General features: G+C 69.8%; 22 protein-coding genes. 12 read left to right on the top strand and 10 right to left on the bottom strand.

Annotated features, from left to right (window positions below; genetic code table 11):
* Window positions 1-67: 67 nt before the first annotated feature.
* Both FHX60_RS09550 and gabD read left to right on the top strand, forming a co-directional pair.
* Complete coding sequence (locus tag FHX60_RS09550) at window positions 68-280, top strand: DUF3079 domain-containing protein (protein ID WP_112776582.1); 213 nt, start codon at window positions 68-70, stop codon at window positions 278-280.
* Window positions 281-352: 72 nt separating this feature from the next.
* Window positions 353-1801, top strand: a complete 1449-nt coding sequence (gene gabD, locus FHX60_RS09555; RefSeq protein WP_112776581.1) for an NADP-dependent succinate-semialdehyde dehydrogenase — start codon at window positions 353-355, stop codon at window positions 1799-1801.
* 12 nt (window positions 1802-1813) lie between these two features.
* Here the strand turns inward: gabD and FHX60_RS09560 are convergent, their stop codons facing one another.
* Genes FHX60_RS09560 through FHX60_RS09570 form a run of 3 tightly spaced genes read right to left on the bottom strand, consistent with a single transcriptional unit; the run spans window position 1814 to window position 3833 of the window.
* A complete protein-coding gene (locus tag FHX60_RS09560) occupies window positions 1814-2647 on the bottom strand; it encodes a hypothetical protein (RefSeq protein ID WP_183283185.1) in 834 nt (277 codons plus the stop codon).
* Between the two features lie 27 nt (window positions 2648-2674).
* Window positions 2675-2998 (bottom strand): flagellar transcriptional regulator FlhD, encoded by a 324-nt coding sequence (gene flhD / locus FHX60_RS09565; RefSeq protein WP_311728441.1) that lies wholly within the window; start codon window positions 2996-2998, stop codon window positions 2675-2677.
* A 31-nt stretch (window positions 2999-3029) separates the two neighbouring features.
* Window positions 3030-3833, bottom strand: a complete 804-nt coding sequence (locus FHX60_RS09570; protein WP_244981242.1) for a helix-turn-helix domain-containing protein — start codon at window positions 3831-3833, stop codon at window positions 3030-3032.
* A 248-nt stretch (window positions 3834-4081) separates the two neighbouring features.
* Between FHX60_RS09570 and FHX60_RS09575 the strand changes: the two genes are divergently transcribed.
* Together FHX60_RS09575 and FHX60_RS09580 are read left to right on the top strand one after the other, a co-directional pair.
* A complete protein-coding gene (locus FHX60_RS09575; RefSeq protein ID WP_112776577.1) occupies window positions 4082-6055 on the top strand; it encodes a PAS domain-containing hybrid sensor histidine kinase/response regulator in 1974 nt (657 codons plus the stop codon).
* A 113-nt stretch (window positions 6056-6168) separates the two neighbouring features.
* A complete protein-coding gene (locus FHX60_RS09580; protein WP_183283186.1) occupies window positions 6169-7149 on the top strand; it encodes a Bug family tripartite tricarboxylate transporter substrate binding protein in 981 nt (326 codons plus the stop codon).
* A 10-nt stretch (window positions 7150-7159) separates the two neighbouring features.
* On the opposite strand, the gene FHX60_RS09585 is transcribed toward FHX60_RS09580, so the two are convergent.
* A complete protein-coding gene (locus FHX60_RS09585) occupies window positions 7160-7990 on the bottom strand; it encodes an IclR family transcriptional regulator (RefSeq protein WP_092315725.1) in 831 nt (276 codons plus the stop codon).
* Window positions 7987-8814 carry an IclR family transcriptional regulator gene (locus FHX60_RS09590; RefSeq protein WP_183283187.1) on the bottom strand — a complete coding sequence of 276 codons (828 nt, stop codon included), beginning with the start codon at window positions 8812-8814 and terminating at the stop codon, window positions 7987-7989. The genes FHX60_RS09585 and FHX60_RS09590 overlap by 4 nt, the downstream gene beginning before the upstream one ends.
* A gap of 312 nt (window positions 8815-9126) precedes the next feature.
* Between FHX60_RS09590 and FHX60_RS09595 the strand changes: the two genes are divergently transcribed.
* The 4 genes from FHX60_RS09595 (at window position 9127) to FHX60_RS09610 (ending at window position 13660) form a co-directional block, all read left to right on the top strand.
* Window positions 9127-10086 (top strand): MBL fold metallo-hydrolase, encoded by a 960-nt coding sequence (locus FHX60_RS09595; protein ID WP_183283188.1) that lies wholly within the window; start codon window positions 9127-9129, stop codon window positions 10084-10086.
* Window positions 10087-10145: 59 nt separating this feature from the next.
* Window positions 10146-11888, top strand: a complete 1743-nt coding sequence (locus tag FHX60_RS09600) for an FAD-dependent oxidoreductase (RefSeq protein WP_183283189.1) — start codon at window positions 10146-10148, stop codon at window positions 11886-11888.
* 36 nt (window positions 11889-11924) lie between these two features.
* Complete coding sequence (locus tag FHX60_RS09605) at window positions 11925-12149, top strand: DUF2783 domain-containing protein (protein WP_183283190.1); 225 nt, start codon at window positions 11925-11927, stop codon at window positions 12147-12149.
* Between the two features lie 152 nt (window positions 12150-12301).
* Window positions 12302-13660, top strand: coding sequence for an MFS transporter (locus tag FHX60_RS09610; protein WP_183283191.1), 1359 nt, complete (start codon window positions 12302-12304; stop codon window positions 13658-13660).
* Between the two features lie 56 nt (window positions 13661-13716).
* On the opposite strand, the gene FHX60_RS09615 is transcribed toward FHX60_RS09610, so the two are convergent.
* On the bottom strand, window positions 13717-14025 hold the full coding sequence (locus FHX60_RS09615) for a hypothetical protein (protein ID WP_010814535.1): 309 nt from the start codon (window positions 14023-14025) through the stop codon (window positions 13717-13719).
* Window positions 14026-14198: 173 nt separating this feature from the next.
* Between FHX60_RS09615 and FHX60_RS09620 the strand changes: the two genes are divergently transcribed.
* Together FHX60_RS09620 and FHX60_RS09625 are read left to right on the top strand one after the other, a co-directional pair.
* Window positions 14199-14420 (top strand): DUF2188 domain-containing protein, encoded by a 222-nt coding sequence (locus FHX60_RS09620; RefSeq protein WP_018007233.1) that lies wholly within the window; start codon window positions 14199-14201, stop codon window positions 14418-14420.
* Window positions 14421-14479: 59 nt separating this feature from the next.
* On the top strand, window positions 14480-15865 hold the full coding sequence (locus FHX60_RS09625; protein WP_183283192.1) for an erythromycin esterase family protein: 1386 nt from the start codon (window positions 14480-14482) through the stop codon (window positions 15863-15865).
* A 34-nt stretch (window positions 15866-15899) separates the two neighbouring features.
* Here the strand turns inward: FHX60_RS09625 and FHX60_RS09630 are convergent, their stop codons facing one another.
* From FHX60_RS09630 to FHX60_RS09645, 4 genes are all read right to left on the bottom strand, one after another.
* Complete coding sequence (locus FHX60_RS09630; RefSeq protein WP_092315711.1) at window positions 15900-16217, bottom strand: hypothetical protein; 318 nt, start codon at window positions 16215-16217, stop codon at window positions 15900-15902.
* A gap of 84 nt (window positions 16218-16301) precedes the next feature.
* Window positions 16302-16577 (bottom strand): BON domain-containing protein, encoded by a 276-nt coding sequence (locus tag FHX60_RS09635; protein ID WP_112776567.1) that lies wholly within the window; start codon window positions 16575-16577, stop codon window positions 16302-16304.
* Window positions 16578-16602: 25 nt separating this feature from the next.
* Window positions 16603-17160 carry a BON domain-containing protein gene (locus tag FHX60_RS09640; protein WP_183283193.1) on the bottom strand — a complete coding sequence of 186 codons (558 nt, stop codon included), beginning with the start codon at window positions 17158-17160 and terminating at the stop codon, window positions 16603-16605.
* A gap of 32 nt (window positions 17161-17192) precedes the next feature.
* Entirely contained in the window at window positions 17193-18356 is a 1164-nt protein-coding gene (locus FHX60_RS09645) for a flavodoxin family protein (protein WP_260163808.1), read from the bottom strand.
* A 274-nt stretch (window positions 18357-18630) separates the two neighbouring features.
* Between FHX60_RS09645 and FHX60_RS09650 the strand changes: the two genes are divergently transcribed.
* Together FHX60_RS09650 and FHX60_RS09655 are read left to right on the top strand one after the other, a co-directional pair.
* Window positions 18631-19209: a CinA family protein gene (locus FHX60_RS09650; protein WP_183283439.1), complete on the top strand. Its 579-nt coding sequence runs from the start codon at window positions 18631-18633 to the stop codon at window positions 19207-19209.
* An 81-nt stretch (window positions 19210-19290) separates the two neighbouring features.
* On the top strand, window positions 19291-19647 hold the full coding sequence (locus FHX60_RS09655; protein WP_092315703.1) for a hypothetical protein: 357 nt from the start codon (window positions 19291-19293) through the stop codon (window positions 19645-19647).
* Window positions 19648-19707 lie beyond the last annotated feature (60 nt).

Here is a 19707-nt window from a genome sequence, read left to right on the forward strand (position 1 = left end):
GCCTTGTTGGTGCCGCCTTGATCCCGCACAAGTCCGGGATCCGGAAGCGTCGAGATAATGGCCCATCATGGCCAAGAAATTTCCCATCCATCCCAGCCATCCCGAGCGCGTCTGCTGGGGCTGCGACCAATACTGCCCGGTCGACTCGATGCGCTGCGGCAACGGCTCCAGCCGCACCCAGCACCCCGTCGAGCTGCTTGGCGACGACTGGCTCGAATACGGCGACTGGGGCATCGAGGCGCCGCCCGCCAGGGCACCGTCCGGGACCACCCCCGGGTAGCGGGATTACAATCGTTGTCTCCGGCCCAACGACAAAGACCCGGCGCCACTGCCGGCATACACCGAGACAACCATGCTGAACCTCCAGGATTCCTCGCTGCTGCGGCAGCAATGCTTGATCGACGGCCGCTGGATCGATGGCGAGCGCCGCATCGACGTGACCAACCCCGCCACCGGCGAGCGCGTCGGCCAGGTGCCCCAGCTGGGCGCCGAAGAGACGCGCCAGGCCATCGAGGCCGCCAATCGCGCGCTGCCGGCGTGGCGCGCCCGCACCGCCAAGGAGCGCTCGGCGCTGCTGCGCAAATGGTTCGAGCTGATCATGGCGAACCAGGAGGACCTGGCCCGCATCATGACCGCGGAGCAAGGCAAGCCCATCGCCGAGGCGCGTGGCGAGATCGCCTATGCGGCCTCGTTCATCGAATGGTTTGCCGAGGAAGGCAAGCGGGTCTATGGCGATACCATTCCCGCCCCGGTCAGCAACCAGCGCATCGTGGTGACCAAGGAACCGGTCGGGGTCTGTGCCGCGATCACGCCGTGGAACTTCCCCGCCGCCATGATCACCCGCAAGGCCGGCCCGGCGCTGGCGGTCGGCTGCACCATGGTGGTCAAACCCGCGTCGCAGACGCCGCTGACGGCACTGGCGCTGGCGGCCCTGGCCGAGCGTGCCGGCATCCCCGCCGGCGTGCTGTCGGTGGTGACCGGCTCGGCCAGCGCGATCGGCGGCGAGATGAGCAGCAATGCGCTGGTGCGCAAGCTGACCTTCACCGGCTCGACCGAAGTCGGGCGCGTGCTGATGGCGCAGACCGCCGCCACCATCAAGAAGGTGTCGATGGAACTGGGCGGCAACGCGCCCTTTATCGTGTTCGACGATGCCGACCTCGACGCCGCCGTCGAAGGCGCGATCGTTTCCAAGTACCGCAATGCCGGTCAGACCTGCGTCTGCGCCAACCGCATCTACGTGCAGTCCGGCGTGTATGAGGCGTTTGCGCAGAAGCTGGTGGCCGCGGTGGCGGCGCTGAAGGTGGGCAACGGCATGGACGACGGCGTGCGCATCGGCCCGCTGATCGACGACAAGGCCGTGGCCAAGGTCGAGGAGCATATCGCCGACGCGCTCGGCAAGGGCGCGCGCCTGCTGCAGGGCGGCCAGCGCCATGCGCTCGGGCACTCCTTCTTCCAGCCGACGGTGCTGGCCGACGTCGCGCCCGGCATGCTGGTCGCGCGCGAGGAAACCTTCGGCCCGCTCGCGCCGCTGTTCCGCTTCGACACCGAGGACGACGTGGTCGCCATGGCCAACGACACCGAGTTCGGCCTGGCCAGCTACTTCTATGCGCGCGACCTGGGCCGGGTCTGGCGCGTCTCCGAACGGCTGGAATACGGCATGGTCGGCGTCAACACGGGCCTGATCTCGAACGAGGTGGCGCCGTTCGGGGGTGTCAAGCAATCGGGCGTGGGCCGCGAGGGCTCGCATTACGGCATCGACGACTACCTGGTGATCAAGTACACCTGCATGGCCGGCATCTGACCCGGCGCGCCCTCAGCCCGCCGCGTCCGCGGCGCGCCGGGGGCCGGACTGCGGCGGCGCCAGCCGGCAGCTGTCCCGAAAGCGCGCGATCTGGTCCTGCACCTGCTGCATCTGTTCGATCTGGTAGCTGGCCCGCTCCCGGCTGTAACGGGTGCCGAACTCGTACAGCGCCCCGTCCGCGGCGCGGGCCAGCCCTTCCAGCGACTGCGCCAGCGTGCGTCCCTCGACGCTGCGGTGCCGCCGCAGGCGCCAGGACAGCGCCTCCTGGCCCTGGTCGAGCAGGTTCTGCTGCAGGTAGCCGAGCCGCTCGGCAAGTCCCTGCGCGTCCTGCAGCACCGACAGATAGGCGCACACGACCGCGAGCCGCTGCTGCATCTCGCCGCCGGACAGCAGTTCACGCGCGCACGCGCCCCAGGCCTGCGCCCCGGGCCCGGGGTCCTGCCCGGCGCATTCGCGCGCATAGACCTCCAGCGGCAGCACCGACACCGCCAGCCCGGGCGGCAGCACGCTGGTGAAGCGGCTGGCGATGGCCTGCTGCAGGGTGCGGTCCAGCGCGCAGCACGTCTTGATATCCGCATCGACATAGAAGTCCAGCGCCGGCTGCCGGCCGTCGCCCACCGAGACCACCGCCCGTACCGGCGGGCGCCCGGCCATGGCCAGCGTTTCCAGGCCGGCTTCGATGCAGCGCTGCTCGGCGGCCTCGGCACCAAGGGCCTGGACGATGTCCTGCATCTGCAGCGTACCGGCGATTTCGGTGCGGTCGACCGCGGGCGGCCAGCCGCCGCGGCGATCGGCGGCCATGGTGATCCGCTTCAGCTCGACATGCGTCATCGCATTGCCCGTCATATACCCTCCGATTCCAGAAGTCGTGTCTCAATCCCGCCGTGATGCCATCACGATCGCCGCATGCATGCCGTGCAAGGCGTGCAGCGGCTCGGCCCGGGTCAGCGCGGCCACCAGCAGGCCGTCATCCAGCCGGAAGCGGTACCGCATCAGGCTGGACCGCGCCAGCGCGATGATCTGCGTCGGTGTCAGCGATGCCAGCAGGCGGCCCATCTCGCGCCCGAGGCCGAGCCGGAACAGCGCCTCGGCCTCGTTCTCGCGCATCAGCCGCTGTACCAGCAGCAGGTAGGACAGGTTCAGCGCCTCGAGCTGGCGCTGGCCGTCGGTGTCCGTTTCCTGTTGCGTGTCCGGCACGCTTGCGCAAGAGGGCCTGTCCTGTTCCATGTCATTCTTTCACCGGTGCGGACGCGCCGCCCGCCATGCGCAAACGCGGCGCGGGTGCGTGGGCGAGGATCATCGGGCGAGCGGCAATGGCCCGCAGCGCGGGCTTGTCGAGCAGCGTGATGGTGCGATGCCGTACCGTGATCAAGCCGCCCTCGGCCAGCCGCGAGAACTGACGGCTCACCGTTTCCAGCGTCAGGCCGATATAGCTGCCGATTTCCTCGCGGCTCATGCGCAGTACAAAGGCCGACGAGGAAAAGCCGCGCAGCGCGAAGCCGTCCGCCAGCCACAGCAGGAACGTCACCAGCCGCTCTTCGGCCGTCATCAGCGCCAGCATGGTCTGCACCGCCCGCGCGCGCTGGAGCTGGCCGTCCAGCGCCAGCAGCAGTTGCCGCCCGAGCGGCGCCAGCGTGGCCGCGGCCAGGCGCAGCGCGTCCACGGTGAACAGGCACAGCTTGGTGTCTTCCAGCGCGGTGGCGTACGACGCATAGTGCGGACGCGCCAGGCTGTCCAGTCCCACCATGTCGCCGGGAAAGTGGAAGGCGACCACCTGGGTGCGCCCGTCTTCGGTGGTGACATGGGTCTTGATGGTGCCGACGCGAATGGCATAGACCGAGGTCACCGGGTCTCCCAGCAGGTACAGGAATTCGCCCTTGCGCAGGCGCACCATGCGTTGCGCCGCTTCGACGCCTGGCGCGCCGCGTGCCTGGCCGGCCGGCACGCCGTCCGGGCAGGCGCCGGCCATCTGGCAACACGTGCTGCACGGCATGGCTTCGCGCTGCGGCTGGCGATCATCGGACTGTGTCATCGGCACTGTGGGCTGTGAGACCTTGAGAACCTCGTGCGTCAATTCTATGGAGCTGCCCTCACCAGACAATCCGTACATTCCGATTCTGGGCATGGAAGCGTCCGACCTTGCCGCGCGTGGGCCCCCGGGACGTCCGTGCTGCACATGACCGCGCGGGACGGTGCCAGCGAAGCGTAAGCAGGCGTATCCTTACCCCACCATCAGGATCGGATGCGCCGGCAGCGCCGGCACTTCGCCCAACCCATCCCATGACAAGACGCCCCGACGATCCACAACCCCTTGCCGGCAACGCCAGCAGCCCCGAGGCCAGCGGCCCCGACCATCCGAACGCGGCGGATACCCCTTACCGGACGCTGGTGGAAGCCGTGCAGGACTACGCCATCTTCACGCTCGACGTGGGTGGCCATGTCTCCAGCTGGAACAAGGGCGCGGCCCGCATCAAGGGATACCGGCGCGAGGAGATCCTGGGCAAGCATTTCTCGCACTTCTATACGCCCGACGCCGTGGCCCGGCGCTGGCCCGACGCCGAGCTGAAGGCGGCCGCCGAACTCGGCCGCTTCGAGGACGAGGGCTGGCGCGTGCGCAAGGACGGCAGCCGCTTCTGGGCCAACGTCGTCATCACCGCGCTGCGCGACCCCGACGGCCGGCTGATCGGCTTCGGCAAGGTCACGCGCGACCTGACCGAGCAGCGCCGCGCCGCCGAGGCGCTGCGCCAGAGCGAGGAATCGCTGCGCCTGCTGGTCGAGGGGGTCAAGGATTACGCGATCTTCATGCTCGATCCCGGCGGCCATATCGTCAGCTGGAATTCGGGCGCGTCCTATATCAAGGGCTACCGCCGCGATGAAATCATCGGCCGCCATTTCTCGCTGTTCTATCCGCAGGAGGACATCGCCGCCGGCAAGCCGGCGCGCCACCTGGACTTGGCCCGGCGCGCCGGACGCATCGAGGACGAAGGCTGGCGCGTGCGCAAGGACGGCTCGCTGTTCTGGGCCAATGTCACGCTGACCGCCGTCTACGACGATTCGCGCGCGCTGCGCGGCTTTGCCAAGGTGACGCGCGACATGAGCGAACGCCGCCGCCGCGAAGAGCTGGAACGCTCGAGCCAGCGCCTGAACGAATTTCTGGCCACGCTTTCGCATGAGCTGCGCAATCCGCTGGCGCCGGTGCGCAGCGCGCTGACCGCGATGCGGCTCGCCCCGGGCGACGGCGCGCTGGCCAACCAGAGCCTGGCCCTGATCGAGCGCCAGGTGACGCACCTGAGCCGGCTCGTCGACGACCTGCTCGATATCGGGCGCATCACCTCCGGCCGGATCGAGCTGCGCACCGGACCAGTGGAACTCGACGAGATCATCGGCCTGGCGATCGAGGGCGCGCGCCCGGCGCTCGATGCCAAGTCGCAGCGCGTCGACGTGCAGGGCGCGCCCGGCGCGATCCGCATGGATGCCGACAAGACCCGGCTGGTGCAGGTGCTGCAAAACCTGGTGCTCAATGCGTCGAAGTTTTCACCGGCGGGCACGGTGGTGACGATAGCCACGGCGGTGCAGAAACGTACCCTGGAGCTGCGCGTGACCGACCAGGGTCGCGGCATCTCGCCGCATGCGCTCGAGGACATCTTCCAGCTGTTCGTGCAGGAAAGCCGGCCGGGCACCGATGTGCAAGGCGGACTGGGCATCGGCCTGTCGCTGTGCCGCTCGCTGGTAGAACTGCATGGCGGCACCATCGAGGCCACCAGCGCCGGGCCGGGGCTGGGCAGCACCTTCACGCTACGGCTGCCGCTGCCGGCCGCGCGCCAGCCCGACGATGCGCACCACGCCGGCCTGCCCGCCACCGGCCAGGCCAATGCCGACCTGCAGGTGCAGCGCATCCTGCTGGTCGACGACAACCGCGACGCCGCCGACAGCCTGGCGATGCTGCTCGAAATGTGCGGCCATGAGGTGACCATCGCCTACGACGGCTCCGAAGCCCTGCACGTGGCGCCGCGCTGCCGTCCGCATATTGCGCTGATCGACCTGGCCATGCCGGGCATGGACGGCTTCGAGGTGGTGCGCGCCATGCGCGGCGTGGCGGGCACCGAATCGACCCGCTTTGTCGCGCTGACCGGCTTCGGCCAGCCCGCGGACCGGCAGCATACCGAGGCCGCCGGCTTCGATGCGCACCTGGTCAAGCCGGTGGAGCTGGAGACCCTGTTCGGCACCATCGCGCGGCTGCGCCAGCCCGACTGAGCGGCACGGCCTCCGGCCTAACCCGACCTTCGCCAATCCCGAACCCGCGCGCGCCGCGGCTGCGACACACTGACGCCCGTTCCATCGCAACAAATCAAGGAAAGGAGACAGCGATGCAGGGTTGGATCAGGCGTGCGGCCATGGGGCTGCTGTTTGCATGCGCGGCCACGGCCGCAGGCACCGCGCTGGCGGACTACCCCGACAAGCCGGTGCGGCTGGTGGTGCCGTTCCCGCCGGGCGGCGCCACCGACCTGCTGGCGCGCGAGATCGGCAACGCGCTGTCGGCGCGGCTGCAGCAGCCGGTGGTGATCGAAAACCGCCCCGGCGCCGGCGGCAACCTGGCGGCGATCGCCGTGGCGCGGGCCCCGGCCGACGGCTACACGCTGCTGTTCGGCACCTTCGGCTCGCTCGCGGTGAACAAGAGCCTCTATGACAAGCCCGGCTACGACCCGCTCAAGGACTTCGCGCCGGTGGCGTCGGTGGCCTACCTGCCCAACGTGCTGGTGGTGCATCCCAGCGTGCCGGCCCGCACCGTGCCGGAACTGCTGGCGCTGGCGCGCAAGGAGCCGGCCAAGCTGACCTACGGCTCGTTCGGCAACGGCTCGTCGTCGCACCTGGCGGGCGAGCTGTTCACGCACCTGGCTGGTGTCGACATCACGCATATTCCGTACAAGGGCAGCGCCGCGTCGATGACCGACCTGATCGGCGGGCGCATCACCATGATGTTCGACAGCGTCTCCACGGCACTGCCGTATATCCGCGACAAGCGCGTACGCGCACTGGCGGTGACCACGCAGAAGCCGTCCGAGCAACTGCCCGGCGTGCCGACGCTGGCCGCTGCCGGCGTGCCAGGCTACGAACTGACCGCATGGTTCGGCGTGGCGGCCCCGGCGGGCACGCCCAAGGCCGTGATCGACCGCCTCAACGGCGAGATCGTGACCGCGCTCAGGCAGCCGGACCTGGCCGCCCGGCTGGCCAGCCAGGGCACGGTGCCCTTCCCGGCCACGCCTGCGCAGTTCGGCAGCTATATCCGCGCGCAATACGAGAAGTGGGACGGCCTGATCAAGTCCGCCAACATCAAGCTCGACAACTGACCGCCTGGCCTCAGGCGGCGTCCGGCGCGCCGAAGCGCCACGACAGCCGTGCCGCCGCCTGCCGCACCAGCGCGGCGGTGGCGCCTTCGGTGCCGCTGTCGAAGCTGCCGCTGGAACCCATCACCGCGATCACCAGCGCCAGGCTGCCGGTGTGGTCGAACACCGGTGCCGCCAGCGTGTCGATGCCCGGCACCGGATGGCTCAGTGCATTGTCGATGCGCGCCGCGCGCACCTGCGCCAGGCGCGCGGCGTAGGCCGGCGCCAGCCTGCCGCCCGCGCCGAGCACCTGGCCGGCGGCGGCGCCCGCCATGCGCAGCGCATCGTTCTGCAGCAGGCCCGCCAGCACGTTGGCCGGCAGGTGCGCGGCGACGGTGCGGCCGATGGCGGTATGGACCAGCGACAGCACCGTGCCCACGCGCAGGCTGACATGCTGCGGCCGCGCCGATTCTTCCAGCCGCACCACCGTGGGCCCCAGCGGCCCCAGCACGGCCATCGCCACGCTCAGGCCCGTGGTCCCGGCCAGTTCGATCACCTCGGGTTCGGCCTCGCGCGTCGGCGACAGCCGCTGCAGCGCGATCAGCCCCAGCTCCAGCGCCAGTGGTCCGCACAGGTAATTGCCGGCGGCATCGCGCGCCAGCAGTCCGGTCTTCTGCAGGCTGACCAGGTGTGGAAATGCCTTCGCCGCGGGCATGCCCGCGGCCAGCGCCAGGTCGCGCAGCGGCAGCGGCCGGCCCGCGGCCACCAGCGCGCCGAGCAACTGGCCGGTGCTGTCGAGCGACTGGATGCCCCTCTGCGGCTTGCCGCCGTCGGGGTCCTGCGGAGTTTCGTTCGCGCCGCTCATGCCTGTTCACCGTTCGGTTTGCGCAGCGCCGCGCCGATCTCCGCGCCCGCGCACAGCAGCGCCCGCGCCGCCGCGCCGTGCCAGTCGACGTCGATGGCACCGGTCGATCCCACCAGCGTCAGCACCAGCCGCAGCGCGCCGGCGCCGTCGAGCACCGGCACGCTGAGGCTGCTGACGGCCGGGCTGGGGGCATCGATGCTGCGCTCGATGCCACGCGCGCGAATCTCCGCCAGCCTGGCGCCGAACGCGGCCAGGTCCGCCGCGGTGGCCTCCGGTTGCTGCGCGTGCCATAGCGGCTGCCACTGCGCCGGCGGCTGGAAGGCGCAAAACACGCGGCCAGTGGCGGTGGCGGCCAGCGCCATCACCGTGCCCACGTGCAGGTTGACGTGCAGCGGCGCGCTCGCCGGCACATAGCGCACGATGGTCGGCCCCTGCGGCCCGGCCAGGCAGATCGCCACGCTGCAGCCCAGCGCCTGCGCCAGCGCGTCCGCGCGTGGCAGCGCGGCGCGCCAGGCGTCGTCCTGCTCCAGGTGCAGCAGGCCCAGGCGCAGCGACAGCGGTCCGGGCTCGTAGCGACCGGACAGGTGGTCGCGCTTGATCAGGCCCAGCCGCGCCAGGCTGACCAGATAGGCATGCGCCTGCGCCGGCGTCAGCTGCGCGGCGTCGGCCAGCGCCGCCAGCGGCATCGGTACGCGCGCCGCGGCCAGCGCCGCCAGCAGGCGCGCGCCCACCTCCACGCTCTGGATGCCGCGCTGCGCCTTGTCGGCACGCGCCCCCGGCGCGCCCGCCGGCGTTACCGCTGTTCCCGCCCTCGGTCTGGCCATCAGCGTCCTGTGTGATCGGAAAAACCGGATATTAATCGAACGCTTCCCCGATCCCGCCGCACGCGGGTTTACCCCCATCCCGATACCGCCGACGTTCGTCGTCTCATTTATTTGTCATAGACTAATCATTTCGCTATTGATTAATTTCGCCAGCTTTCCTAAGATGGCATTACCCCGTCGCGACACGGCACACCCAGCCGTGCGACATCCGGAACTCCATACGAACGGGGGCGAGACAGCCAGTGCCACGCGCGCATCACCGGGATCCCCGGGGCCGTGCCGTCTTGCCCTCCCACAAAAGGAAAAGACGCCATGTCCAAGGCATTCGCATCGCAGGCTGACCTGGAAGCCAAGCAGATCACCTTCACCCAGCTGTCCGAGAACGCGTGGGCCTATACCGCCGAGGGCGATCCCAACTCCGGCGTGGTGATCGGCGACGACGGCGTGCTGATCGTCGACACCACGGCCACGCCGGCCATGGCGCAGGACCTGATCAAGCGCATCCGCACCATCACCGACAAGCCGATCAAGTACGTGGTGCTGTCGCACTACCACGCGGTGCGCGTGCTGGGCGCGTCGGCGTACTTTGCCGAGGGCGCGCAGCAGATCATCGCCAGCCGCGGCACCTACGAGATGATCGTCGAGCGCGGCGAGGCCGACATGAAGTCCGAGATCGAACGCTTCCCGCGCCTGTTCGCCGGCGTCGAGACCGTGCCCGGCCTGACCTGGCCGACGCTGGTGTTCGAGAAGGAAATCACCCTGTTCCTGGGCCGGCTGGAAGTGCGCATTGCCCACCTGGGCTCCGGCCATACCAAGGGCGATACCGTGGTCTGGCTGCCGCAGCAGAAGGTGCTGTTCTCCGGCGACCTGGTCGAATACGACGCCGCGTGCTACTGCGGCGACGCACAGCTGGCCGAGTGGCCGGCCACGCTCGATGCACTGCAGGCGCTGAACCCCGAAAAGCTGGTGCCGGGCCGCGGCCCCGCGCTGACCACGCCCGATGAAGTGAAGAAGGGCATCGCCTACACCAAGGACTTCGTCACCACGCTGTTCACCGCCGGCCAGGAAGCGGTGGCCGAAAAGCTCGACCTGAAGGCCGCGATGGCGCATACGCGCCGCGCCATGGATCCGAAGTTCGGCCACGTCTTCATCTACGAGCACTGCCTGCCCTTCGATGTCTCGCGCGCCTATGACGAGGCCAGCGGCATGCGCCATCCGCGCATCTGGACCGCCCAGCGCGACCAGGAGATGTGGGCCGCGCTGCAGGACTGACGACGGCACCCTAGCAAGCCATCGCATAACAGAGTTTTTCAGGTGGAGGAGACACAAGCATGAGCAGCATCGACTACCAGCGGCTATCGTTCCCATACCAGCCCTGCGCAGAACAGCAGCGCGCCGGCCAATCCGCCGATGCCGCGCCCGCGGCGGTGCATCCGGTGGTGGTGGTCGGGGCCGGCCCGGTGGGGCTGGCCACCGCCATCGACCTGGCACAACGCGGCGTGCCCGTGGTGCTGGTGGACGACGACTGCACGCTGTCCACCGGTTCCCGCGCGATCTGCTTTTCCAAGCGCACGCTCGATATCTTCGACCGCCTCGGCTGCGGCGAACGCATGGTCGACAAGGGCGTGCGCTGGCATGTCGGCAGGGTGTTCCTGCGCGACGAGCAGGTCTACAGCTTCGACCTGCTGCCGGAGAGCGGCCACCGCCGCCCGGCCTTCATCAACCTGCAGCAGTACTACCTCGAAGGCTATCTGCTGGAACGCGCGCAGGCGCTGCCCAATATCGAGATCCGCTGGCACAACAAGGTGGTCGGCGTGGAAAACCGCGGCGGCGCCGACGCTGGCGTGGTGCTGACCGTCGAGACCCCCGACGGCTGCTACCCGCTGGCCGCGCGCTATGTGGTGGCCGCCGACGGCTCGCGCAGCCCGATGCGCAAGCTGCTGGGTCTGGACAGCAAGGGCCGCACCTTCCGCGACCGCTTCCTGATTGCCGACGTCAGGATGGAGGCGGATTTCCCCGCCGAGCGCTGGTTCTGGTTCGATCCGCCCTTCCATCCCCATCAGTCGGTGCTGCTGCACCGGCAGCCGGACAACGTCTGGCGCATCGACTTCCAGCTCGGCTGGGACGCCGATCCGGTGCTGGAGAAATCGCCCGAGCGCGTGATCCCGCGGGTGCAGGCGCTGCTGGGCAAGGACGTGAAGTTCGAACTGGAGTGGGTCAGCGTCTACACCTTTTCCTGCCAGCGCATGGACAGCTTCCGCCACGGCAATATCCTGTTCGCCGGCGATGCCGCGCACGGCGTGTCGCCGTTCGGCGCGCGCGGCGCCAACAGCGGTGTCCAGGACGCCGAGAACCTGGCCTGGAAGCTGGCCTACGTGCTGCAGGGCCATGCCTGCGACCGGCTGCTCGACACCTACGCCAGCGAGCGCGAATTCGCCGCCGACGAGAACATCCGCAATTCCACCCGGTCGACCGACTTCATCACGCCCAAGAGCGCCGCCAGCCGCGTGTTCCGCGACGCGGTGCTGGCGCTGTCCAGGCGCCATGCGTTTGCGCGCGGCCTGGTGAACAGCGGCAGGCTGTCGGTGCCGGCGGCGCTGCATGACTCGCCACTGAACACCGAGGACGCTGCCCCGGATGCAAGCGGCAAGCTGGTGCCCGGTGCGGTCTGCTGCGATGCGCCGGTGTCCGCTGTGGACGGCGCGGGTTGGCTGCTGTCGCACCTCGGCGGCGATTTCACCTTGCTGGTGTTCGGCAATCCGGATGCCATCGAAGCCGGCACGCTGGCCGAGCTGGCCGCACTGAAGCAGGCCGGAACGCCGCTGCAGCTGGTCCATGTGACCGACGCCGCGCAACCGCCCATGACCTGCACCCACGCCACCGTGCTGCGCGACGACGAAGGCCTGGCGGCGGCACGCTACGGCGCCACGCCCGGCACCTGCTACCTGGTCCGTCCGGACCAGCATGTGTGCGCGCGCTGGCACCGCGCCGACCCGGCCGCGATCCGCGCCGCGCTGGCGCGCGCCACCGGCGCCGACCTGCGCGCGCCGCAGCCAGGCCGCATGGCCGCCTGATTGCCCGGACGCCAGCCCTGCCCTACGGAGATAGCCATGCCCAACCTGCTCAACACCCAGCCCAACCTGGCGCGGCCCGACGACTTCTACGAAGCGCTGATCGAGATGCACCGCGACCTCGACGAGTCCCAGAGCCAGGCCGCCAACGCGCAGCTGATCCTGCTGCTGGCCAACCATATCGGCGACCACGACGTGCTGCTGGCGGCGATGGCCGAAGCGCGCGCCGGCGTCGTCGCCAGCCCGGACACGACGCCGGCCTGACCGGATAGCCAGGCGCAGGCGCGGCACAGCCCGAGCCTGCGCTGCGCGCCGTCCTTCAACACATCCCGGGCAACGCGCACCAGACGCGGCCCACTGGCGGCAACCGCCCGGCTGCCTGCCGCCGCAGCCACCACCGCACGGAGACAATATCGATGAGCCATCCGGTCTCAGGGGAGCTTTCGTCCCTATCCAGCCTGGCGCCTTCCGCCCCGGCCCCCGCAGCACTCGCCGCGCGCGACGAGGACGCGCTCTACCGCAAGGTCTGGCTGCGCATCATTCCCTTCCTGTTCGTCTGCTACGTGGTGTCGTTCCTGGACCGCATCAACATCGGCTTCGCGCAGCTGCAGATGAAGCAGGACCTGGGCTTCAGCGACGCCATGTACGGCCTTGGCGCCGCGGTGTTCTACGTCGGCTACGTGCTGTGCGAGGTACCGAGCAACATGCTGCTGGCACGCTTCGGCGCGCGCCGCACCTTTACCCGCATCATGGTGCTGTGGGGCACCGTGTCGGTGGCGATGATGGCGGTGTCGACGCCGGCGCAGTTCTACGCGCTGCGCTTCCTGCTGGGCGTGTTCGAGGCCGGCTTCTTCCCCGGCATCGTGCTGTACCTGACCTACTGGTTCCCGGCGCGCCGGCGTGCCGCGGTCATGGCGATCTTCTTTGCCGGCGTGGCGGTGGCGGGCGTGCTGGGCGGGCTGGTGTCCGGCTGGATCATGCGCGACATGGCGGGCGTGCTGGGCCTGCAGGGCTGGAACTGGATGTTCGCGATCGAAGGCGCGCCGGCGGTGCTGCTGGGGCTGGCGGCCGCGCGCCTGCTGGTCGACGGGCCGCAGCAGGCCGGCTGGCTGAGCGAGCGCGAACGCGCCCACCTGCTGCGCGACACCGCCGCGCACACCCAGGGCGGCGGCCATTCGCTGCGCGCGCTGCGCCAGGTGATGCGCAACCCGCGCGTGTACCTGTTCGCCTTTATCTATTTTTCGCTGACCTGCGGCTCGCTCGCGCTCAGCTTCTGGATGCCGCTGATGATCCGCGATTTCGGCGTGACCGACGTGATGTCGGTGAGCCTGTATTCGGTGGTGCCCAACGCGGTGGGCGCGGTCGGCCTGATCCTGATTGCGCGGCATTCGGATCGCACCGGCGAGCGCCATCGCCATTTCCTGCTGTGCACGGCGGGCGGCGCGCTGGCACTGGCGGCGCTGACCTTGCCGCTGCCCGGACTCGCCGCGATGCTGGCCATCCTGTCGGTGGCGGCGGTGCTGATCTTTGCCGCGCTGCCGGTGTTCTGGGCGCTGCCGCCGGGCTACCTGCCGGGCGCCGGCACCGCCGCGGGAATCGCCTTTATCAGCAGCATCGGCATCACCAGCGGCATCGTCAGCCCGTGGGTGATCGGGCAGATCAAGACCCGCACCGGCAGCCTCGACCATGCCCTCTACCTGCTCGCGGCGCTGCTGCTGGCAAGCGGCCTGGCCATGTGGCTGGGCGTGCCGAAACAGCCCGCGCGGCCGGCGTAAGGCCGGTCCCGGGCAACTTCAATTCCGGATGGTCCGCACCCGCTCGGGTGCGGCGTTCAGTGGGATCGGCCGCAGGGAATCACGGAGGCGATTTCCTCGCGCATCACCTCGACCACATCGTCGATTTCCAGCCCCTCGGCGGTGACCAGCACGTCCTGCCCGCGGCCGATCGCGTAGACCACGCCGCGCCAGCGGCCGGGCTCGACGGCCTCGCACAGGCGGATATTGAATTCGGTGTCCTGGTCCTGGCTATACACCGTCACCAGGTCGCCCACCTGGGGAGTGCGCACCGCTTCTCCGTCGAACGCCCGGGCCACCACGGTCACCGGCGACTGCGTCAGCCCCCTGGCAAATCTTGCTCGCATGGTCCGCTCCTCTGATTGCGATCCAAGTCCAGCTTACAAGAGGCCGGATAAATAACCAGGGATTTCCATCGGAAAGTGGAACCGGAAGCGCTTCGCGCCTGTCAGACGCCGCCGGATAGACAGCGCGCGCAGATCGACCACAATAAAAGGACCGATATCCGAGGAGACCCGACATGGGCAGCAACATACACGTCGTTCCGCACGACGAAGGCTGGGACGTCATCCACGAAGGCGCACGCTACGCCGAATCGCACCACGCCACGCAGGAAGAGGCGGTCGCCGCCGGCACCTCGCAGGCCCAGCGCGAGCACGTCGAATTGCTGATCCATGGCCGCGACGGCCAGATCCGCTCGCGCAACAGCTTCGGCCACGATCCCCGCACCATTCACGGCTGATCCGCGCTGCCTGCCGCAACGCTGAGGATGCCGGCACGCCGCCGGCGTTCCGCGCAGCCATGCCTCGACACCTTGCCGACCCACACACCGTGGCCGCCATCGCGGCCGCGACGGTGCCGTGGCCGGCGGTCGACCATGCGGCCGAGAGCCCCTTCACCGGACCCTTCGCCAACGGCGCCGCGGCGCTGGCCGATCGGCTCGGCGGCCACCGCGTGGTGCTGCTGGGCGAGAGCACGCATGGCACCGCCGAGTTCTATCACGCCCGCGCCGCGCTGACCGCGCACCTGGTGGCGCGGCACGGCTTCGGCATCATCGCGGTGGAGGCGGACTGGCCGGACGCCGCCGCGGTCGACCGCCATGTGCGCGGGCGCCCGCCGCGGCCCGCCGAATCCCCCGGCGCCGCCTTTACGCGCTTCCCGGTCTGGATGTGGCGCAACCTCGAGGTGTCGCGCTTTATCCGCTGGCTGCACGCGCACAACGCCGCGCTGGCGCCGGGCCGGCGCGCCGGCTTCTTCGGCCTCGATATCTACAGCCTGGGCGCCTCGATGGCGGCGGTGCTGGCTTACCTGGAAGGCGTCGATCCCCGCGCCGCGCAGGCCGCGCGCGAACGCTATGGCTGCCTGGAACCGTGGCGGCGCGACCCGGCGCGCTACGGCCGCGCCGTGCTGCACGGCACTCATGCCGACTGCGAGGACGCCGTGGTGGAACAGTTGCAGGCCCTGCTCGACAAGCGCCTGGCCTACGCGCGCGACGGACACGAGGACTTCCTGGACGCCGCGCAGAATGCGCGCCTGGTGGCGTCGGCCGAACGCTACTACCGCGTCATGTACCACGGCAGCGACGACAGCTGGAACCTGCGCGACACGCATATGTTCGAGACACTGGAGCAGTTGCTGCACGCCCATGGGCCGGCATCGCGCGCGGTGGTATGGGCGCACAACTCGCATATCGGCGATGCTTCGCAGACCGAGATGGGCACCAGCCAGGGCCAGCTGAACATCGGCCAGCTATGCCGCGAGGCATTCGGCCACGCGGCCGCGCTGGTCGGCTTCAGCACCTACGAAGGCTCCGTCGCCGCGGCGACCTCGTGGGACGGGCCCATGGAAATCAAGCAGGTGCGCCCCGCGCGGGCGGACAGCTACGAGCACCTGTTCCATGCCGCCGGCCATGCGCAGGGCTGGACGGATTTGCGGGGTGGCGGCGTCGACGACGGCAATGGCAGCGCCGTGCACGCCGAATTGCGCGAACTGCTGATGCCGGCGCGGCAGGAACGCTTTATCGGCGTAATCTACCGCCCGGAAACTGAACTGCAGAGCCACTACGCGCGCGCCATCCTGCCGCGGCAGTTCGACGTGCTGGCCTGGTTCGACCGCAGCAGCGCGGTCCCGGCGCTGCCGGAGGCGCCGGCGCCGGGCGCGCCCGAGACCTGGCCTTGGGGTCTCTGAGACGCTGGCGCAACCCCGCCGCGCTTTGCCTCAGTTACTTGCGGCTCTTCGGCGCCTTTGGTTCCGAAGCCGGATAGTCGTACCGTTGCGGCGATTGCGGCCCCTCGTTGACGGCGGGGCTGGCCGGCGTGGCAGGCGTTGCCGGCGTGGCACGGGTGCCCGGGCCGCCCGGCGTCGCGGGTGTGGCCGGCGTTGCAGGGGTGGCGCGGCGCGTGTCGCCCTGCCCCGGCATGACGTCCGAGGCAGACGTGCCTGGCGCGCGCGTGTCGGCGCCAGGACGCGTGGTGGTGGTCTGGGCCCACGCGGGTACGCTGAGCAACGCGGCCAGCGCAAAAATCGCGGTGTATCTCATGACAGTCTCCTTCCTCGTGAACGGCCAGCGGCGTTTGGCAGTGGCCGGAACTGGCTCCGTTGCGAAAGCCATGCCAGCGCACACTCAGCCGCCGGTGCGGTCGGGCGCGACCTCGATGTGATTGACGACGTCGCGCCCGCCGGCATGCTTGCGCACGCAGGCCTCGATCGCGTCACGGTCAGCGGCGCTGCCGATCGCGCCGCGCAGCGTGATGCGGCCCTGCGCCACGTCCAGCGCAATCTCGCTGACGTCGAGGCCGCTTTCCCACAGGCGCTCGCACAGCGAGGCCTGCAGCGCCGTGTCGGCCGCGCCCACGGCGTTGCCGCGCGGGTTGGCGGCGGTCTTGGTGGAACCGGGCATGGGCATGGTCTGCGCGCCGCCGCCCTCAATACATGCGCATGCCGTGGCCGGGATGGCCTTCGGCCCCGGCCGGCCTTGCCACGTGCAGGTGGTTGACCAGGTCCCTGACGCCGAAAACCTCGTCGGCGATATCCTCGATGCGGTACTTCTGGTGCCGGTCCGGCACGCTGCCCTCCAGCGTCACCACGCCCTGCTCGACCCGCACCTCCACCTCGTTCAGGTCCAGCCGGCCACTGCGCGTCAGTTGCTCGCACAGGTCTTCCAGGATGCGCTCGTCGCTGCGCTGGTAGTTGCGCGGCCCGACCGGCCGCCATGATGGCTCCGTCCCGCCACGGTAGAGATCCATGCGCTCGTTGTAGCCGGTGAACTGGCGGTAGGGATCGGTCCTGCCCCGGGCTTGCGGGACGGGGCCCTCGTGCGGCCGCCATTCCCCGGTACCGCGGCCGCCACCGAATTCGCCGGGGTCGACGGGCTGGTCATAGTCGTACACGCCATAGGCACCCACGTAGTGGCTGCGCATATCGGCCTCGGGCACGGCACTTTCGTGCCATGGAGGGCCGCGCCAGTTGTCTCTGCGATCCATCGTTGCCTCCGTTGTTGCCTCGGTCCGCCGCGCTACTTCAGCCGCGGCGGTACCAGCCCGTGGTCCGCGGTGCGCAGCTGGCCATGGCGCAGCTGCTCGACCGCGCAAGCGAGCGCACGCGCCACGTTGTCGACTTCGCCCTGCACGCTGGTATCGCGGTCCAGCGCGACGTGGCTGGTGGCATATGGCTCGTAGTAGCCGATATACCGGTCCAGCCTCGCCTGGGCGCCGGCATCGATCAGTCCCATCCAGTCCAGCCAGTCCGACAGCGCGCGGCGCACGCCTTCGATGCCGGCGACGTCGCCATGCACTACCAGCCCGTAGGCGCGCCCGGCCAGGTGCTTGGGATAGTCCCAGCCCGACAGCTCGATCGCCTTGGCCCTTGCCACGTCCTTGCCGCGCGTGCTGGTGGGATCCGGGTTGCCGCCATCGGCGCAGACCAGCCGGTCCATCATCAGCTTGAGCGGGCTGCTGACCTGGTACCAGTACACCGGGGTGACGATCAGCACGCCGTGGCAGGCGGCCCAGCGCGGGTAGATCTCGTTCATCCAGTCATTGACCTGGCCCAGCGCATGGTTGGGATAGCAGCTGCACGGCCAGTGGCACAGCGGCATCGCGGTCGATACGCAGCCCTTGCACGGATGGATATGCAGTTGCGCGTCGGAAGTCAGGTGGCTCAGGTCGAGCAGGTCGACCTCGATGCCCTGCGCTTCCAGCCGCTCGCGCGCGCGCCCGGCCAGGCGCCAGGATTTCGACATTTCACCCGGGCAGGTGTAGTCGTTGCGCGCGGCCGCGCACACCAGCAGCACGCGCGAGCGCGTGGCAGGATCGGCCTGGCGCTGCTGGGCCACGCGCACCGCCTCGCTGGCCGCGCGCCATTCGTCGGAGAGGTCGTATTCCGGATCCGCATAGCCCGCCCCCGCCTTGTGCGTATGCGGCGCCTTGCGGCTTTGCGCATAGGCGTCCCACGCAATGCGCTCGAGGCGGTCCAGCGCTTCGTCCTCCTGCCGGTAGGCCGGGTCGGTAAAGCGCGCCAGGAAGCGCTGGCGAAAGACTTCGCGCGGCAGCGGACTGGTTACCTGGCCCTTGCGCACATCCTCGGGGTTGCCGGCGTGGCGCGGCGCCCGCGGCGCATCGTGTGCCGGACGATCGGGGGGCGCGGCGGGCATGGGCGGCTTCGGCGGCTGCTCGGGCATGTCGGTCTCCGTACAGGTCATTGCGCACCGGACATGCAAGATGAGCGCCACCGCCGCGCAAGGTGTGCGCCGCGCGCGGCGCGCAGCTTTTACAGGCACGGTCCGGCGCTGCATGTACATTTTTCCCCGCATTTGCCCCCGCCGCTGCCGCCAGCGGGCGCGCGGTGTCCCTGCGGCGCCGCGCGTGCGATATCCACGGTGCTGGCACGGAACCTGCCGCCCCTGCGGGAAATCGACTGCGGATACCGCAATGGAGAACATGCGAGTGATTGCGATGAGCCACGGCGGCGCAGGCGGCAGCAATAACGTCGGCATCGCGCGCTATCTGCTGCGCCATGGGCTGCACGTGGTCACGGCGGAATCCTGCACCGCTGGCCTGATCGCCTCGCGCATCGCCGAGGTGCCGGGCTGCGGCGATGTGTTGCGCTGCGCGATCGTGGCCTACTCGCCGTCCGCCAAGGAACAGCTGCTGCACGTCCCGGCCGAGACCATCCGGCGCCATGGCCTGACCAGCGAGGCGGTTTCGCTGGCGATGGCGCGCGGCGCCATGCAACTGACCGGCGCGGACCTGGCGATCGCCAACACCGGCGTTGCCGATGGCAACGGCGACGGGGATATCCCCGCCGGCACGCAATGCTTTGCCTGGGTGTTCCGCCGCCACGGCCATGCCGCGCACGACGTGGTGTCGCACGCGCACGGCATTGCGGTGTTTACCGAGACCCGCCGCTTTGCCGGCGCGCGCAACGCCGTGCGCGAAGCCGCCGCCGACTGGGCGCTGGCACGCATCTGCCATTACCACGAACTGGCGCGCAGCGGGCAAGGCCGCGCGCCGCGCGCATGGACGCGCGCATGAATGGCTGGCGCGCCGAAACGGCATGCCGCCAATCCCGAGGGCCCTGGGCCCGACCGACGTAGTCTTGCAACGGAGACCATCATGAAACGCACTCTCGCTACCACGGCACTGGTCGTCGGCACCGCGCTCTGCCTGCCGGCCTTTGCCCAACAAGCACCGGCGTCGCCGAACGTGCCGAACCCCAGCGCGCCGCCGATCGAAGGTTCCCCTCCGTCCTCGCGCAACCAGCCGGCTGCTACCGACATGGGCTCAGCTTCCGCCCCTGGCGCCAGGGACACCACGAAGGACACCATGAAGAAGTCGAAGTCCAAGTCGGACAAGGCCTCGAACACCGCGCGCAGCAAGAAGCCGCGCGAGCAAGGCGCGCCCGCCGCACCGACCGCCGATGCGCCAAGCGGCCCCAAGGGCGATTCGCCGGATCCGGCGCCGAAGCAGTAAGCGCCTGACCGAGCCTGAAGACGCGGCGCGCCGTGCGCGCCGGCTGGTCCCCTGCAGCGC

It is taken from the genome of Cupriavidus alkaliphilus, from assembly GCF_014191175.1.
Taxonomy (GTDB): domain Bacteria; phylum Pseudomonadota; class Gammaproteobacteria; order Burkholderiales; family Burkholderiaceae; genus Cupriavidus; species Cupriavidus alkaliphilus.

Bases quoted from the DNA above. Each gene is read 5' to 3' on its own strand.
- FHX60_RS09550 (WP_112776582.1), top strand. From the start codon at position 68: ATGGCCAAGAAATTTCCCATCCATCCCAGCCATCCCGAGCGCGTCTGC.
- gabD (WP_112776581.1), top strand. From the start codon at position 353: ATGCTGAACCTCCAGGATTCCTCGCTGCTGCGGCAGCAATGCTTGATC.
- FHX60_RS09560 (WP_183283185.1), bottom strand. From the start codon at position 2,647: ATGACGGGCAATGCGATGACGCATGTCGAGCTGAAGCGGATCACCATG.
- FHX60_RS09570 (WP_244981242.1), bottom strand. From the start codon at position 3,833: ATGACACAGTCCGATGATCGCCAGCCGCAGCGCGAAGCCATGCCGTGC.
- FHX60_RS09575 (WP_112776577.1), top strand. From the start codon at position 4,082: ATGACAAGACGCCCCGACGATCCACAACCCCTTGCCGGCAACGCCAGC.
- FHX60_RS09580 (WP_183283186.1), top strand. From the start codon at position 6,169: ATGCAGGGTTGGATCAGGCGTGCGGCCATGGGGCTGCTGTTTGCATGC.
- FHX60_RS09585 (WP_092315725.1), bottom strand. From the start codon at position 7,990: ATGAGCGGCGCGAACGAAACTCCGCAGGACCCCGACGGCGGCAAGCCG.
- FHX60_RS09590 (WP_183283187.1), bottom strand. From the start codon at position 8,814: ATGGCCAGACCGAGGGCGGGAACAGCGGTAACGCCGGCGGGCGCGCCG.
- FHX60_RS09595 (WP_183283188.1), top strand. From the start codon at position 9,127: ATGTCCAAGGCATTCGCATCGCAGGCTGACCTGGAAGCCAAGCAGATC.
- FHX60_RS09600 (WP_183283189.1), top strand. From the start codon at position 10,146: ATGAGCAGCATCGACTACCAGCGGCTATCGTTCCCATACCAGCCCTGC.
- FHX60_RS09605 (WP_183283190.1), top strand. From the start codon at position 11,925: ATGCCCAACCTGCTCAACACCCAGCCCAACCTGGCGCGGCCCGACGAC.
- FHX60_RS09610 (WP_183283191.1), top strand. From the start codon at position 12,302: ATGAGCCATCCGGTCTCAGGGGAGCTTTCGTCCCTATCCAGCCTGGCG.
- FHX60_RS09615 (WP_010814535.1), bottom strand. From the start codon at position 14,025: ATGCGAGCAAGATTTGCCAGGGGGCTGACGCAGTCGCCGGTGACCGTG.
- FHX60_RS09620 (WP_018007233.1), top strand. From the start codon at position 14,199: ATGGGCAGCAACATACACGTCGTTCCGCACGACGAAGGCTGGGACGTC.
- FHX60_RS09625 (WP_183283192.1), top strand. From the start codon at position 14,480: ATGCCTCGACACCTTGCCGACCCACACACCGTGGCCGCCATCGCGGCC.
- FHX60_RS09630 (WP_092315711.1), bottom strand. From the start codon at position 16,217: ATGAGATACACCGCGATTTTTGCGCTGGCCGCGTTGCTCAGCGTACCC.
- FHX60_RS09635 (WP_112776567.1), bottom strand. From the start codon at position 16,577: ATGCCCGGTTCCACCAAGACCGCCGCCAACCCGCGCGGCAACGCCGTG.
- FHX60_RS09640 (WP_183283193.1), bottom strand. From the start codon at position 17,160: ATGGATCGCAGAGACAACTGGCGCGGCCCTCCATGGCACGAAAGTGCC.
- FHX60_RS09645 (WP_260163808.1), bottom strand. From the start codon at position 18,356: ATGCCCGAGCAGCCGCCGAAGCCGCCCATGCCCGCCGCGCCCCCCGAT.
- FHX60_RS09650 (WP_183283439.1), top strand. From the start codon at position 18,631: ATGAGCCACGGCGGCGCAGGCGGCAGCAATAACGTCGGCATCGCGCGC.
- FHX60_RS09655 (WP_092315703.1), top strand. From the start codon at position 19,291: ATGAAACGCACTCTCGCTACCACGGCACTGGTCGTCGGCACCGCGCTC.